Here is a 15666-nt window from a genome sequence, read left to right as displayed (position 1 = left end):
CTGTTATATTTATTATAATGTGTTTATTTTATTTTTCTATTTATGCGCAATAGCATGAAATAAAATAGATAATAAACGTTATAATTCATTGGATGAAGCTGTAAGCTTATATTCTGATTTTGATATAATAATATTGCTGAAAAGATATTAATAGAGAAAAGTTATGGGGTAAATTACTAAAGCTAAAATGAAGAAAATAATACAGTAAAAACTTTTTATATTTAAAATAAAAAGAAAATAATTTGATAAAATAATAATAGTTTTTTTATAGAAATTTTAAAATGTATATTTAGTTTTTATAAGTGGATTAGATATGTAAAATTTTAATGATAGACTTGAATATTTCGTAAAAATATGGGATAAACAAAATACGGCGTTGTAACTGTAAAAAATAATATATATATATTTTATTTTGCATAATAAAGATAAAAAAATAATAAGAAAATCTAATAAATATTTTTTACTAGTTACAAAAAGATACCTTTTGATATAGATAAAGGTATTAATACTGGAAGAGGTGCAGAAAGTCTTCCCGATAAATAAAAGGGAGGATGTTTAAATGTTAAAGAAAAAAATTTTTTCTGTATTTGTTGCCATTTTAATGGTAATGACAATCTTACCTTCAGGTGTTTTGCTGCTGAAGGAGATGAAGCCCAAATTGGGGAAACTACTTATGCAACTTTAGAAGATGCTGTTGCAGCTGTAAAGGCAGATGAAACAATTACATTACTTGAAAATGTAGAATTAGAATCTATGTTAACAATTAATGTAGAAGGTGTTACTCTTGATTTAGCCGGTAAAGAAATTTCTGGTTCAGATTCTTTTACAGGTAGTGGTAATTCTGCTCACTTAATAGATATAACAGCTAATAATGTAAGTGTTAAAAATGGTTCTTTAGTTGCAGGGGAAAAGAACAACCATACATTAAATGTGTGGAATGCTCAAAATGTAGCTCTTTCTGATTTAACTCTTAATGGTGCTAATGCTACTCTTGGTGGTGCACCTCTAATTGTAGGAGCTTCAAATGTAACTGTAGATGGAAGTTTTAAATTAATTACTGGTAATACTTCTTGGTATGCAGTTAATGTTGATAGCAGAAGTATAGGTGGTAGTTTTGTAGAAGGTCATCTTTCTTTTGTAGCAGGTTCTAACGTAACATTTGAAGGAACAAATCCTGCTGGAATCGTTGTTGAAAATTCAGCAAAAACAGATGTAACAGTAAGCTTTGTTGAAGATGTAACTTTACAATCTGATATTGAAGATTTTGTTCCATTGGCAATTTATCCAACTGTAGGAGAAGATGAAAAAGCAAATGTTACTTTTGAAAATCCAGAAAATGCAGGACTTGTTCAAGATTCTGATGGTAATTATGTAATTCATGAACATGAATATTCAAATGAATGGAAAAATGATGAAACAAATCACTGGAAAGAGTGTAATGGTTGTGATGAAAAAACAGAATTTGCAGCTCATACATATAAATGGGTAATTGATAAAGAAGCAACTACTACTGAAAAAGGTTCAAAACATCAAGAATGTACTGTTTGCGGATATAAATTAGCTGCAGTTGAAATCCCTGTTATCTCTGATAGCACAGGATCAGGTGATGTTGATGATAATACAAATGCAAATGAAACATTAAGCCCAAAAACATCAGATGAAAATAATATTGTATTATGGGTTGCTATCCTTTGTGTAGGCCTAGTTGGCTTCGGAGGAACAGTTATTTATAATAAAAAAAGAAGTTTATAAAAATATCAATTTTAAATAAAGTTTAAAATTTTAACAAAAAAAGCAGTTTTCTGCTTTTTTTGTTATTATTATATAATTTATAAAACATTTTTAAGGATTAATAGAAGAAATTTATGTTAAAGAAAAAACTTTTTTCAATCTTTACTGTAATATTAATGGTATTATCAATATTGCCTTGTAATGTTTTTGCTGCAACGAGTGTATCGACACAAGATGAATTGATAGATGCTGTTAAAAATGGTGGAGAAGTTGTATTAAGTAATGATATAACATTATGTAAATCTTTAAATATAGATAATAATGTTATATTAGATTTAAATGGTTATACATTAACTTATGGTGCGATTAAAGATACTAAGGATGCAGGTCTTATTGATATATCTGGTAATGCGGATGTAACAATAAAAGGTAATGGTACAATAACATATAATTCAGATGACAATAGTGGATATATGAATAGTAATTACTCTTTAGGTTATGCTATAAGAATAGATGGAAGCAGCAAAGTTATTCTTGAAGATAATGTATATCATGCAGGACTTACATGTGTACAAGCAGGTAGTGATTCTTATGTTATAATAAATGGAGGAACATTTAAAGCAGATGTAAAGTATAGTGGAACATACTGGCATCTAAACCTTATTGATAATTCAAATGCCACAATCGCAGTTAAAGGTGGAACATTTGAAAATTTTGATCCTTCAAATAGTTTAACTGAAAATCCAGCAAAAAACTTTTTAGCAGAAAATTTCTTTTAAAGATGGTAATAATTATAATGTATATGGTGTACAACAAGTTTCAGAAAAAGTTGCTAGTTGCACACAAGATGGAAATAGAGAATATTGGTATGTAGAAGCTTTAGATAAATATTTCTTAGACAAAAATTGTACAGAAGAAGTAACCAAAAGTGAAGTTATAATACCAGCTACAGGTCATTCTTATGTAGATAGAGTTTGCAGTATATGTAATGAAAAAATACAAATAGAAACTCCTTCTATAGATACTTCTAAACCATCTCAAAGTATTCAAGTTGGAATAGATAAAAGTGATGTAAATATTGTATTAGATGAAATTTCAGATATTATAAATAATATTGAAAATGGTAATTTGGATAAGATTACTTCTGTAGATAAAGATACTATTGTAAAATTAGAAAATGCAATAGCTGATGGAGCAGATATTTCTGTTGACGTAGTAATTGATAAAAAAATAATGTTTCATATGATGAAAAAGAGTTAATTAAAGGTACGTTAGAAGGAAAAGAAGTAATTGAACAATATTTTGATTTTTCAATTGTAATAAGAGCAGATGATGAAATAATTGGAAAGATTAATAGTTTAAATAAATCTACAGATTTCAATATTGTCATTCCTCAAAAATTAATTAAAGAAGGTAGAGAATTCTTTATTGTTCGTATACATGATGGGGTTGCTGAAAAGTTGGATTCTATAACAAAAGATGATGTAATTACATTTAGTACTTCTAAATTTTCAACATATGCTTTAGGGTATAATGATAAAAATGTATCATCCAATACTGGATCTGTTGATGATAATTTCAATGAAACAAATGATACAACATTAAATCCTCAAACAAGTGACAATAGTCAACTGTTCTTATGGAGTGCAATTCTTTGTTCTGCCAGCGTTTGTATTTTAGGTTTATTAGTATATGTAAAAAGAAAAGCCAAATAAAAAAAGACAGTTTTTAAACTGTCTTTTTTATTTTATTCATCAAAGATACTTACGATTTCGCCTTCCAAAATTCTGTTTGTATTTTTTACAGCACAGAAGTTACCGCACATTGAACATGTATCTTCTTTTTCCGGTTTTGATTCTTCTCTATATCTTCTTGCTTTTTCAGGATCTATACAAAGTTCAAACATTTTCTCCCAATCAAGTTTCTTTCTTGCTGTACTCATTTCGTTATCCCAGTCAGCTGCATGAGGAATTCCTTTTGCAATATCAGCAGCATGAGCTGCGATTTTTGTTGCGATTATTCCTTCTTTAACATCATCCAAGTTAGGAAGTCTTAAATGTTCTGCAGGTGTTACATAGCAAAGGAAACTTGCTCCGTATGTAGCAGCTATTGCACCACCTATAGCAGATGTTATATGGTCATATCCAGGAGCTATGTCGGTTACTATAGGTCCAAGTACATAGAAAGGTGCACCGTGACAAAGTGTTTTTTGTATCTCCATATTTGCTGCTATTTGATTTAGAGGCATATGTCCAGGACCTTCAATCATTACTTGAACATCTTTTTCCCATGCTCTTTTTGTAAGTTCTCCAAGAGTTATAAGTTCTTCGATTTGAGCTGCGTCTGTTCCATCTGCTATTGAACCTGGACGGCAAGCATCACCAAGACTCATAGTTACATCATATTCTCTACAAATATCTAAAACTTCATCATAATATTCATAGAATGGGTTTTCTTCTCCTGTCATTTCCATCCATGCAAAGATGATTGAACCACCTCTTGATACGATATTTGTAAGTCTTTTGTTTCTTTTAAATTTAGTTATTGTTTCTTTATTAATTCCGCAGTGTATTGTCATAAAGTCAACACCGTCTTCTGCATGCATTCTTACAATATCAAGCCATTCTTTTGCAGTAATTTTTATAAGAGGTTTATGATAGTATACAACCGCATCATAAATTGGAACTGTACCTATCATTGCAGGGCATTCACTTGTAAGTCTTCTTCTGAATTTTCTTGTATCTCCATAAGAAGATAAGTCCATGATTGATTCTGCACCCATTTTTACAGCATTGTTTACTTTTTCAACTTCAAGATCCATATCTTTAAAGTCTCTTGATACTCCAAGATTTACATTAATTTTTGTTGTAAGCATAGAGCCTACTCCGTTTGGATCAATGCATTTGTGGTTTTTGTTGCATGGAATTATAACTTTTCCTTCAGCAACAAGCTTAACTAATTTGTTAATATCCATATGTTCTTTTTTTGCGACGATTTCCATTTCTTTTGTTATGATACCTTTTTTTGCCGCATCCATTTGTGTTGTGTAATTCATTTGTTTTCTCCTTTTATAAAAAAGCTTATCCAAATGGATAAGCTTAAAATTAACAATATTATTAGCATACATATCATGGCATTATCCATACGAAGTTAAGGGTCAAAATTCGATCGTTTTTTTTCTCAGCCTACGCGTAAGCTCCCCTGCTATTTATTATTTTATTAAATATTATCATTATAATAAAATATTGTCAATAAACATAAAAAAATTTATTTTAGAACTGCATTTGATATTAATTTGTCAAATTTTCTTATGTCCACACCTTTTTTTAAATTAACTTTAATATGTCCGACTTTTGTCCATAATTCTACTTCAGCATTCATATCTAAAAATCCGCCTGCATTTTCTGTGCTCCACATGTCTATTGATGTATAAGGAAGAGAATATATTTCTACTTTTTTCCCTTTAAGTCCTTGAGCATCTCTTACAATAAGCCTTTTTGTTGTAAAAACAGCACTGTCTCTTATTGTTTTATATGCCGCTACAGGTTGTTCTCATTCTACAAGTAATTCTTATACATCCGCAGGAATAGGGCATTCTGCTGCAAATGTACATACTAAAATTTCGTTTACTTCTGGCATAATAATTTTCCCCTTAGTTTATTTTCTATATTATATCATATATTTATTTAAACGTTTAAATAAAATTGTTTAATTTTAAATAAAAAAATGTATAATTTTTTGTTATAATAAATTGAAATAATAGTTTATTTATATTTCTTTTTATGCCTACGCAAAGTTTTGCGGCAACTAATGATTGGAAATATGAAAATGGAACATTAATAAATAGTGAAGATTCGTCAGTAGTAATATAAAATGTAACAGAAAATGAAGGAATGCTTACAATAGGTGATAATCGTTTTAATGATAATTTAAAAACTGTTTCTAGCATTGATTTATCGGGAAAAATAACAGATGCTTCTAATCCTGAAAAAGAATATGAAATTTTAGAAATAGGAGAAAATTCTTTTTTTAATTATCGTTTATTGGAAGAGATGGTTTTACCTGAAAGTATAAATTCAATTGGTGGTAGTGCATTTTATAATTGTGAAAAGTTAAATAAAATAAATTTGCCTAATAGCTTAACATCCATTGGGGATGGAGCTTTTAAATTTTGTGCATCATTAGAAAAAATAACAATACCAGATAATATAACAATACTTAGAGAATGGACATTTTCTGGATGTAGTTCATTATCTACAGTTATTTTGTCTGATAATTTGACCACAATAGAAAAATGTGTGCTTTTACTTATTGTGATTCATTAGAAGAAATAACTATTCCTGCAAGTGTAACAAATATGGGTATAGATATCTTTTCTTCATGTGATTCTCTTAAAGCTGTTTATTTATTAAGTGAAAATCCACCTTTTATTGTAGATGAAATACTAGGTTCTTTTAATGAAGCAAAAATTTATATTCCATATAGTAATTTAGAAAAATATAAAAATGATCCTATGTGGTCTAAATACATAGATAGTGTAGATTACATAAAAACAAAATTAACAGTTCAAAATGGAACAGGTAGCGGAAATTATGGAGATGGAGAAATTGTAACAATAAAAGCAAATGAAGATAATGAAAAAGAACATTTTTCATCTTGGAGTGTATTTGCTTCTCCTAAAAGTAATAGTAAATAGTATTATTGCAAATGAAAATGCAAGAGAAACAACTATTACAATGCCTAACTATGACACGACTGTATTGGCAAATTTTGAAGCACATGATTATGTTAATGGAAAATGTAGTGTTTGCGGGTATGAAGACCCTAATTATGTTCCAACAAAAGATGATGATAAGAATAATGATATTGTAAGTTCTGATACAAGTGAAACTACACAAAATAATTCTTCTGTTAATACATCAGATCAAAATAATTTAATTTATTAAAAGGATTTATTTACAAGTAAAATTTTTAATTTTAAATATAAATAAAAAATAACTCTATAATTTTATTCTTATTTGTTGACAATAGGGCTTAATAAAACTATAATAAAAATACTTGATTATAAGTGGTAAGAAGAGTAGATTTAACATCATATCAGGGAGAAAATGCCGTGACTGGAAGCATTTTTTATGCTCTGTTACTTTGAAAAACAACTTACACATACGCTTAACAATTTAATAAAAAGCGGGTATTATACCAATAGGGGTGGCACCGCGGGAAATGAATTCTCGTCCCTGACATAATTTTTATGTCAGGGGCTTATTTTATATAGAAAGGGAAATAAAATGGGAAGTAAAATATTTGCACCTAAAGGAACAAGAGACCTTTTACCTGATGAAGTAAAAGCTTGGGAAATGGTTGAAGGTAAAATAAAAGAAATATGCAAAACATTTAACTATAAGCAAATCAGAGTGCCTGATTTTGAGCATTATGCACTTTTTGACAGAGGGGTAGGAGAAAGTACAGATATTGTAAGTAAAGAGATGTACACTCTAAATCACAGAGGTAAAGATGTATTTGCTCTTAAACCGGAAGGAACAAGCTCAGTAATAAGAGCTTATATTGAACATGGTATGTCAAGTGGAATTACACCTACTAAACTATATTATATTACATCATGTTTTAGAAGTGAAAGACCACAAAAAGGAAGACAAAGACAATTCCATCAATTTGGTATTGAAGCAATAGGTTCATATTCTGCAAGTATGGATGCAGAAGTAATAATGCTTGTAAGCACTTTATTTAAAAAACTTGGAATAAAAGGCTTACAACTTAGAATAAACAGTGTAGGCTGTCCAAAATGCAGAAGCGCATATTATGAAAAGTTAAAAGAATATGTACAACCATTTGAAAATGAACTTTGCGAAGACTGTAGAGATAGACTTAATAAAAATCCAATGAGAATTTTAGACTGTAAAAACGAACATTGTAAAACACTTCTTAAAGATGCACCTTTAATGGTTGATTATTTATGTGAAGAATGTAATGAACATTTTGAAAGTGTAAAAGATTATCTTACAAATGCTGAAATTGAGTTTGTTGTAGATCCTAAAATAGTAAGAGGACTTGATTATTATACACAAACGGCTTTTGAGTTTGTTTCTACTGACTTAGGCTCACAAGGAACAGTATGTGGCGGAGGAAGATATAACGGTCTTGTTAAGATGATAGGCGGTTCTGATACTCCTGGAGTTGGGTTTGGACTTGGACTTGAAAGATTAATGCTTATTATGGAAGAACAAGGACTTTTAAATGACTTAGAAGATGATGAGATTGATGTATATTTGGCTCCTGTTGGAAAAGAAGCTTCAAAAGTTGCTTTTAAGACATTTAAGAAACTTACAGATAGCGGTATTAAAGCAAGTATCGATGTTATGGATAGAAGCTTAAAGGCTCAAATGAAATATGCAAATAAAGTTAATACAAAATATACTGCAATTTTAGGTGAAGATGAACTTCAAAAAGGAGTTTATACTCTAAGAGATATGCGCTCGAAAGAACAAGAAGAAGTTAATATAGAAAATTTATTTGAATATATAAAAGAAAAATTAGGAGAGTAAGATGAAGAGAAAAACAAGTTATAGAACATGCATGTGTGCAGAAATAACAAAAGAAGATTTAGGAAAAACAGTTACCCTTGCAGGTTGGGTACAAAGAAGAAGAGACCTTGGCGGGGTTATTTTCATTCATTTAAGAGACAGAAGCGGTATTATGCAATTAGTTGCAAACAGTGAACTTAATAAAGAAGTATTTGAAAAAGCAGAACACATTAGAAATGAATATGTACTTAAAGTAACAGGTGAAGTTGTTTTAAGAGATGAAGAAAACTTCAACCCAAATATTGAAACAGGTGAACTTGAACTTAAACTTGATACAATGGAAGTTCTTGATACAGCAAATACACCACCTATTTATATCGATGAAACAGATAATGCAAACGAGTCAACAAGACTTGAATATAGATTCTTAGACCTTAGAAAAGAAGGTATTAAAAATAATCTTATTACAAGAGCAAAAACATGTTCTATTGTAAGAAACTTCTTAGATAGTGAAGGATTTTTAGAAATTGAAACTCCATTCCTTGGAAAACCTACACCTGAAGGTGCCAGAGACTTCCTTGTTCCAAGTAGAGTAAGAAAAGGAAAATTCTTTGGACTTCCACAATCACCACAATTATTTAAACAAATTTTAATGATTGCTGGAATGGATAGATATTATCAAATAGTAAAATGTTTCAGGGATGAAGACTTAAGACAAGACAGACAACCTGAATTTACTCAAATTGACCTTGAAATGAGTTTTGTTGATGTTGATGATGTTATTGACGTAAATGAAAGACTTGTTAAAAAGATTTTCAAAGAAATCATTGATTATGATATTGAAACTCCTATTATGAGAATGGAATATCAAGAAGCAATGGATAGATTTGGTTCTGATAAACCTGATACAAGATTTGGAATGGAACTTTTTGATTTAAGTGATATTTTAAAAGATTGTAAATTTAATGTATTTGCAGGTCCAATCAAAAACGGCGGAAGCGTAAGAGCAATAAACGCAAAAGGTCTTGCAAGTTTCTTCTCTAGAAGAGATATTGACGCATTAGTTGATTATGTTAAAACATATGGTGCAAAAGGTCTTGCTTGGATTGCTGTAAATGAAGACGGTTCAATTAAATCTCAAATTACAAAATTCTTAAGTGAAGAAGAAACAAATGGTATTTTAGAAAGAGCTAAAGCAGAAAACGGAGATATCGTATTTATCGTTGCAGATAAAAATAAGGTTGTTTACGATTCTTTAGGAAACTTAAGACTTCATATTGCTAAAAAAGCAGATATTAAAATGGATGAAGGCTTTAATTTCTTATGGGTTACAAACTTCCCAATGTTTGAATATGATGAAAATGAAAAGAGATTTAAAGCAATGCATCATCCTTTCACTGCTCCAATGGATGAAGATCTTGATAAACTTGAAAGTGATCCTGCAAGTGTAAGAGCAAAAGCTTATGATCTTGTAGTAAATGGAGTTGAAATGGGTGGAGGAAGTATCAGAATTCATTCAGGCGATGTACAACAAAGAGTATTCAATGTTCTTGGTTTCTCTGATGAAGAAGCTGAAAATAAATTCGGTTTCTTGTTAAAAGCTTTAAAATACGGAACACCTCCACATGGTGGTTTAGCATTTGGTTTAGACAGAATGATCATGCTTTTAGTTGGAACAGAAAACATAAGAGACGTTATTGCATTCCCTAAAACTCAAAACCACTCTTGTTTAATGTCAGATGCTCCAAGTATCGTAAGTGAAGAACAACTTGAAGAACTAGGCATTGAAGTTGTTGATGAGGAAGAATAATGGATAAAAAACAAATTGATAGAATAAACGAACTTGCAAAAAAGAAGAAAACTGTTGGACTTACAGATGAAGAATTAAAAGAACAACAAGAACTATATAAAATTTATCTTGGTAATATTAGAAGAAATTTCAAAAATACCGTTGATAATATTGTTGTTGAAAGAGAAGACGGAAGTACTATTCCTTTAAAAGAATTTAACAGAAGAAAAAAACAATAAAAAAGAGCTTATTATAAGCTCTTTTTTTGTAGAAATAAGTTTTGTTTTTAAACTTATTTAATAAATGAAGAAATAATAATTAAATTAAGAAAAGTTATATAGTTATTATTACCCATTTTTGGCAAAAAATGGGTAATATACAAATAAGTACTAAACATGATAAAATAATTATAACGTTAAAATTTAAGGAGAAAGCCATGAAAAAGAAAATTCTCAAATATTTATTTATGTTTGTCTTATGTTTTGCTTTTGTATTTATTCCAAGGGAGAGTTTTGCTGCTTCAGGAGACTAGATTTATGATGAACAGGCTGCAACTTTAACAAATGAAGAAGGTACAGTAATAAACAATGTAACGGCAAATGGCAACGAGCTTACAATTGGGAATAATGAAAATGGAAGTTTTACTACTATTGATTTAACAGGAGAAATAAAGGATGTTTCAGGAGAAGAATATAGGATTGTATCAATTAGCGATTGGGCGTTTTATAATTGTATCAGGCTAACAGAAGTAAGTATCCCTAGTAGTATAACATTAATTGGTGAAGGAGTTTTTCATTCTTGTACGGGGCTTAATAAAATAACTATACCTGATAATATAACGTCTATTGAGAAAAGTGCATTTCAAGGGTGTATCTTATTAAATGAAATAACAATACCTAACCTAAGGGGGTAACCTCTATTAGTAATTATGCATTTTTTGAGTGTAAAGCCTTAAGTAAAGTAAACATTTTAGGTAATGTAACGAAAATAGGCGATTATGCATTTCAATCATGCGAAGCACTAGAAGAAATAAATATACCAGATAGTGTAACATCAATAGGTACATTTGCATTTAAAAATTGCTATTCATTAACAAAGATAAACATACCGGATGGAGTTACATCAATTAGTAAATATACTTTTGATGGATGTAGTTCTTTAAGTGAAATAACAATTCCAAAGAATGTTACATCAATAGAAAGATATGCATTTGAAAATTGTACTTTGCTTAAAAAGGTTTATTTATTGAGTGAAACTCCTGTATCTATTGGAGATGATATTTTTATAATTGTAATAGTCTTTCTGTTATTTATGTTCCTTCTGCTTTGGTTGAAGAATATAAAAGCTCAAATGACTGGATCAATTATAAAGATATAATCAAAGGAATATATAAATTAACCGTTGAAAATGGAAGTGAAAGCGGTAATTTTGGAGAAGGTGAAATAGTAAGCATAAAAGCAAATGATAATAATAAGAACGGACATTTTACTTCATGGGGCATAACGAGAGGAAACGATATTGTTTTTTTAAATATAAATGCAGTAGAAACTACATTTACAATGCCAAATAGTGATGTTATAATTACTGCTGTATTTGAAGCTCATAATTATGTAAACGGAAAATGCAGTGTTTGTGGATACGAAGACCCTGATTATATTATCTCAAACGGTGATAGAAACGATAAAACAACAGCTTCTTCTGTTAATACATCAGATGAGAATAATGTTATAGCTTATGTTACTTTGTTTATAATATCTTTAATGGCAATAGAAAGTTTATATATTTATAAAAATAAAAAAGACTGTTAAGAATTCTTAACAGTCTTTTCTTATGTTTTTATGATAAATAAAAAAAGCCCTAAGGCTTATAAATTATGGCGGAGTGGGTGGGATTCGAACCCACGGTACCCCGATAAGAGTACAATTGATTTCCAATCAATCCCGTTATGACCACTTCGATACCACTCCTAATTATTTACTTATTAATAATATCTAAAAAGGTCTATAAAATCAAGTAAATTGTTTTTTATTATCTTTAAATGGTAATTTCTTTAATTAAAAAAGACCGCATATTGCGGTCTTATATTTTTTACTATTTAACTCTTTCCATGTATTCACCAGTTCTTGTATCGATTCTGATGATATCTCCTTCTTCAACGAATAAAGGAACGTTAACTTGAGCGCCTGTTTCTACAGTTGCAGGTTTTGTTGCACCTTGAGCTGTATCACCTTTAAAACCAGGTTCTGTTTGAGTTATTTCTAATTCAACAAATAATGGAGGTGCCACGCTGAAAGCTTCTCCCGCATGGAATCTGATTGTAGCATTATCATTTTCTTTTAAGTAGATAATAGCATCTGCTACTTGGTCGTAGTTAAGTGGAATTTGGTCAAAAGTTTCACCATCCATGAAATAGTATAATTCACCATCGTTGTATAAATATTGCATTTCTTTTGTTGTAATTTCTGCTTTTGGATATTTTTCGTTTGGTGAGAATGTTTTTTCTACAGTTGAACCTGTTTTAATGTTTTTTATTTTTGCTCTTACGAAAGCGCTTCCTTTTCCTGGTTTTACATGTTGAAATTGAACAATTGTAAATACGTCTCCGTCCATTTCAAATGTTACACCATTTCTAAAATCGCCTGCTGAAATCATAAATTATATACCTCCATATATTTTGTAACCTATTATTTTTCACATATTCAATTTATTATAGCATACATATTTTAGTTTGGAAATAGTATTGTATCTTTTTTTTCCAACTTTACTTTGTTTGCTTTTTCGATTTCTTCAAAGTTTTCTCTTAAAAGTTTTAATAAATCATTTGGTGATAAAATTTCATTTATTCTTAAAGAAAGAGTAGTGTTTATAATTAATACATTATTTTCTTGTTCACATGTAAAATCAAATATATTTGGTTTTATGTCTCTTGTTACTTCTCTTCCTTTTTTATTTATTTTTGTTATATTTAATTCACTGGAATTTTTTATAAAGTCATTTATTTTATCATCAAGATTATTATTTGCTTCACTTATATATATTTTTATTTGATATATGGCACTGTCAAGAACTTTCCCGAGTGTTTTTGAACCTTCTTCAAGTTTTTCTGCCTTTATTATTTGAAGATTATCAGGAAGAGCATTGTTTAATCTTTCCATTAGTTCATTAGTTTCATAATCTTCTTTAGTTTCAACATCCATATATTCTCCCTTAGAAGACGTAAATAAAGGCAGCGGTGGGGCAAAGTGTACTTTTGGATGAGGGTTAAAACCTTTTGAATGTTCAAGATCCATTCCTGCTCTTCTAAATGCTCTTTGTACTACATTTAGTATATCAAGATGAGATATAAAAACGAGATTATCTACTTTTATATATTTAAGTCTATACTTCAAATTTACACCTCCCATATGCTTTGCTTATTCCACAAGCCGAACATTGTTTATGACAAGGCGGGGTTGTGGTTTCTTTTTTTGCTTTTTCATTTTCCCTTATTAAGAATTCTTTATCTACATGATAATCGAATTTATCCCAAGGAAGTTCATCTTCATAACTAAGCTTTCTTGATGCATATTCCTGTGCATCTATTCCCATATCTTTTAAGGCTTTTATCCAGCCTTCATAGTTGAAATGATCAAACCATGAGTCAAATACACATCCGTTATTATATGCGTTTATTATGGCCTGTGACAAGCTCCTGTCTCCCTTTGCAAGCACTGCTTCAAGCATTGAAAGTTTGCTGTCATGGTAATTATATGTTACCTGCTTTGGCATTACAGATTTTAGATATTGTTGTTTTCTGTGAAATTCTTCCATTGTATTTTGAGGGAACCATTGAAATGCCGTAAAAGGTTTTGGAACAAAACACGATGTGCTTACCGTAAGTTTAAATGGTTTTGCTCTTTTCTTTTTATCTATGCTGTAATATACATCAATTATTTTTTGTGCAAGGTCTGCAATACCTTTTATATCTTCGTCTGTTTCGTATGGTAGGCCTATCATAAAATAAAGTTTTATTTTTGAGTATCCTGTTTCAAATACTTGTTTTATTGTTGATAAGATTTCTTCTTCGGTTAAGTTTTTATTTATTATATTTCTCATTCTTTGGCTGCCTGCTTCAGGGGCAAAAGTAAGAGAACCTTTCTTTTGATTTCCAAGTTCTTCAGATAATTCAAGAGAGAATTGATCCATTCTAAGAGATGGAAGAGAAATATTTACTTTCTTATCTTTATAAGTTGAAACAAGATGTTTTATTAAATCCATACAATGAAAATGGTCTGTTGTGCTAAGGCTTGAAAGAGACATTTCTTCATACCCTGTATTTTCTATTAAAGCTTTTGCTTCTTTTTGTAAGTTTTCTAGAGATTTTTGTCTTACGGGACGGTATATCATTCCTGCTTGGCAAAATCTACATCCTCTGAAACATCCACGCATTACTTCAAGTGTTATTCTGTCATGTACTGCCGGAGTGTATGGAACAACCGGCTTTTTTATTGTGTATACGTTGTTCATACTTTCAATAATAGATTTTTCTACTTTTTCTTGTTTTATTTCTTCAATGTTTGGAATATATACTCCCGTAACTTCACTGGCTTTTATAAGAAATTCTTTTTTTGAAGAAGAATTCTTATATAATTCCATTAAGTGAGGTAATACTTCTTCTCCTTCTCCAAGCATCATCAAATCAAAAAAGTCTGCAAATGGTTCTGGATTACATGTGCAGGGACCTCCGCAAACAACAAGAGGATCATCTTCAGTTCTGTCTTTTGCAAGGAATGGAATTCCTGCAAGGTCAAGCATTAAAAGAACTGTTGTAAGGCACATTTCAAATTGTATTGTAAAACCTACAAAATCACAGTCTGATACTTTTGAGAAACTTTCCAAAGTATATAATGGGAAGTTGTGTTCTCTCATAAGGTTAACCATGTCCATGTTTGGAGCAAATACTCTTTCACACATTACATCATCCATATTATTTAATACTTCATAAAGTATTTTCATTCCAAGATGTGACATTCCTATTTCATATATATCAGGGAAACAAAAAGCAAATCTAACCACAGGATTTTCCTTTGGCTTTTCGCTGTTAAATTCATCTCCGATATATCTTGATGGTTTTTCTACGTAAGGTAAAATATTTTCAAATAAATATTTTTTTAAATCTTTCATATTCTTTCCTCATATATGTTTTGATGGTTTATTATAGCATGTTTAAACGATTTTTAAAAGATATTGATATCTTACAGTAAATAAAAAAACTCCATAAGGAGTTTTTTATTCGTTTTTGTTTTCTTCATCATCGATTAACAAATCTTCAATTTTGCAGTCAAATACTTTTAACAATCTTTCAAGCATATCGAAAGTAATTTTTGTAGTCTCGTTTTCAACGAGTTTGTTTACAGTTGTATAGTTACTGTTTAACTGCTTCATTAACCAATATCTTGTTTTGTTTTCTTTTTGTAGTAAATACTTTAAATTTAGCCTAATCATGACAAACTTCCTTTTTTTTTAATTATTCATTATATTTTAAACAAATCTTATTTAAAATATAAGTAGCTTAAAAATAAGATATTCTTAAAAAAACTTATTTATAAATAATATATATACTTG

19 protein-coding genes, 1 tRNA gene and 1 pseudogene are annotated in these 15666 nt (G+C 29.6%); 14 read left to right on the top strand and 7 right to left on the bottom strand.

The window, feature by feature from the left end; genetic code table 11:
• Window positions 1-559 precede the first annotated feature (559 nt).
• The 5 genes from ACTQYZ_RS04790 (at window position 560) to ACTQYZ_RS04770 (ending at window position 3446) form a co-directional block, all read left to right on the top strand.
• Window positions 560-685, top strand: coding sequence for a hypothetical protein (locus ACTQYZ_RS04790; RefSeq protein ID WP_441416126.1), 126 nt, complete (start codon window positions 560-562; stop codon window positions 683-685).
• 68 nt (window positions 686-753) lie between these two features.
• The gene (locus ACTQYZ_RS04785; RefSeq protein ID WP_441416125.1) at window positions 754-1752 is read left to right on the top strand and encodes a hypothetical protein; all 999 of its coding nucleotides are present in this window, start codon (window positions 754-756) and stop codon (window positions 1750-1752) included.
• A 113-nt stretch (window positions 1753-1865) separates the two neighbouring features.
• Complete coding sequence (locus tag ACTQYZ_RS04780; RefSeq protein WP_441023206.1) at window positions 1866-2510, top strand: hypothetical protein; 645 nt, start codon at window positions 1866-1868, stop codon at window positions 2508-2510.
• Between the two features lie 349 nt (window positions 2511-2859).
• Window positions 2860-2991, top strand: a complete 132-nt coding sequence (locus ACTQYZ_RS04775; RefSeq protein ID WP_441416124.1) for a hypothetical protein — start codon at window positions 2860-2862, stop codon at window positions 2989-2991.
• Window positions 2992-3191: 200 nt separating this feature from the next.
• Window positions 3192-3446 carry a sortase B protein-sorting domain-containing protein gene (locus tag ACTQYZ_RS04770; RefSeq protein ID WP_441416123.1) on the top strand — a complete coding sequence of 85 codons (255 nt, stop codon included), beginning with the start codon at window positions 3192-3194 and terminating at the stop codon, window positions 3444-3446.
• Window positions 3447-3478: 32 nt separating this feature from the next.
• Here ACTQYZ_RS04770 and thiC read toward each other — a convergent pair whose 3' ends face one another.
• Window positions 3479-4786 carry a phosphomethylpyrimidine synthase ThiC gene (gene thiC / locus ACTQYZ_RS04765; protein ID WP_441023200.1) on the bottom strand — a complete coding sequence of 436 codons (1308 nt, stop codon included), beginning with the start codon at window positions 4784-4786 and terminating at the stop codon, window positions 3479-3481.
• A 212-nt stretch (window positions 4787-4998) separates the two neighbouring features.
• Window positions 4999-5370: pseudogene (locus ACTQYZ_RS04760) on the bottom strand (PH domain-containing protein).
• Between the two features lie 254 nt (window positions 5371-5624).
• Between ACTQYZ_RS04760 and ACTQYZ_RS04755 the strand changes: the two are divergent.
• The 9 genes from ACTQYZ_RS04755 to ACTQYZ_RS04715 all read left to right on the top strand — a co-directional run bounded on the left by ACTQYZ_RS04755 (window position 5625) and on the right by ACTQYZ_RS04715 (window position 11870).
• Complete coding sequence (locus ACTQYZ_RS04755) at window positions 5625-6056, top strand: leucine-rich repeat domain-containing protein (RefSeq protein ID WP_441416122.1); 432 nt, start codon at window positions 5625-5627, stop codon at window positions 6054-6056.
• Window positions 6026-6427 (top strand): leucine-rich repeat protein, encoded by a 402-nt coding sequence (locus tag ACTQYZ_RS04750; RefSeq protein ID WP_441416121.1) that lies wholly within the window; start codon window positions 6026-6028, stop codon window positions 6425-6427. The genes ACTQYZ_RS04755 and ACTQYZ_RS04750 overlap by 31 nt, the downstream gene beginning before the upstream one ends.
• Complete coding sequence (locus tag ACTQYZ_RS04745; protein WP_441416120.1) at window positions 6366-6677, top strand: hypothetical protein; 312 nt, start codon at window positions 6366-6368, stop codon at window positions 6675-6677. Before ACTQYZ_RS04750 ends, ACTQYZ_RS04745 begins: the two co-directional genes overlap by 62 nt.
• 342 nt (window positions 6678-7019) lie before the next feature.
• Window positions 7020-8294 (top strand): histidine--tRNA ligase, encoded by a 1275-nt coding sequence (gene hisS, locus ACTQYZ_RS04740; protein ID WP_441416119.1) that lies wholly within the window; start codon window positions 7020-7022, stop codon window positions 8292-8294.
• Between the two features lies 1 nt (window position 8295).
• Entirely contained in the window at window positions 8296-10083 is a 1788-nt protein-coding gene (gene aspS / locus ACTQYZ_RS04735) for an aspartate--tRNA ligase (RefSeq protein ID WP_441416118.1), read from the top strand.
• Window positions 10083-10301: a DUF896 domain-containing protein gene (locus ACTQYZ_RS04730; protein ID WP_329383323.1), complete on the top strand. Its 219-nt coding sequence runs from the start codon at window positions 10083-10085 to the stop codon at window positions 10299-10301. The genes aspS and ACTQYZ_RS04730 overlap by 1 nt, the downstream gene beginning before the upstream one ends.
• Window positions 10302-10594: 293 nt before the next feature.
• Window positions 10595-10975 carry a leucine-rich repeat domain-containing protein gene (locus tag ACTQYZ_RS04725; protein WP_441416175.1) on the top strand — a complete coding sequence of 127 codons (381 nt, stop codon included), beginning with the start codon at window positions 10595-10597 and terminating at the stop codon, window positions 10973-10975.
• A gap of 5 nt (window positions 10976-10980) precedes the next feature.
• Window positions 10981-11439 (top strand): leucine-rich repeat domain-containing protein, encoded by a 459-nt coding sequence (locus ACTQYZ_RS04720; RefSeq protein WP_441416174.1) that lies wholly within the window; start codon window positions 10981-10983, stop codon window positions 11437-11439.
• Window positions 11388-11870 carry an InlB B-repeat-containing protein gene (locus tag ACTQYZ_RS04715; RefSeq protein ID WP_441416117.1) on the top strand — a complete coding sequence of 161 codons (483 nt, stop codon included), beginning with the start codon at window positions 11388-11390 and terminating at the stop codon, window positions 11868-11870. The genes ACTQYZ_RS04720 and ACTQYZ_RS04715 overlap by 52 nt, the downstream gene beginning before the upstream one ends.
• A 66-nt stretch (window positions 11871-11936) precedes the next feature.
• Here ACTQYZ_RS04715 and ACTQYZ_RS04710 read toward each other — a convergent pair.
• From ACTQYZ_RS04710 to ACTQYZ_RS04690, 5 genes are all read right to left on the bottom strand, one after another.
• Window positions 11937-12029, bottom strand: a tRNA-Ser gene (locus tag ACTQYZ_RS04710).
• Window positions 12030-12153: 124 nt separating this feature from the next.
• Window positions 12154-12714: an elongation factor P gene (gene efp, locus ACTQYZ_RS04705; protein ID WP_138268158.1), complete on the bottom strand. Its 561-nt coding sequence runs from the start codon at window positions 12712-12714 to the stop codon at window positions 12154-12156.
• 71 nt (window positions 12715-12785) lie between these two features.
• Window positions 12786-13451: a TIGR03936 family radical SAM-associated protein gene (locus tag ACTQYZ_RS04700; protein WP_329383315.1), complete on the bottom strand. Its 666-nt coding sequence runs from the start codon at window positions 13449-13451 to the stop codon at window positions 12786-12788.
• Window positions 13441-15225 (bottom strand): TIGR03960 family B12-binding radical SAM protein, encoded by a 1785-nt coding sequence (locus ACTQYZ_RS04695; protein ID WP_441416116.1) that lies wholly within the window; start codon window positions 15223-15225, stop codon window positions 13441-13443. Before ACTQYZ_RS04695 ends, ACTQYZ_RS04700 begins: the two co-directional genes overlap by 11 nt.
• Before the next feature lie 105 nt (window positions 15226-15330).
• Window positions 15331-15546, bottom strand: coding sequence for a helix-turn-helix domain-containing protein (locus tag ACTQYZ_RS04690; protein ID WP_138268155.1), 216 nt, complete (start codon window positions 15544-15546; stop codon window positions 15331-15333).
• Window positions 15547-15666 lie beyond the last annotated feature (120 nt).

This window comes from Anaerofustis sp. LCP19S3_F7, from assembly GCF_052119445.1.
GTDB classification, from domain to species: domain Bacteria; phylum Bacillota; class Clostridia; order Eubacteriales; family Anaerofustaceae; genus Anaerofustis; species Anaerofustis butyriciformans.
This window is presented reverse-complemented; position numbering and strand designations above follow the sequence as displayed.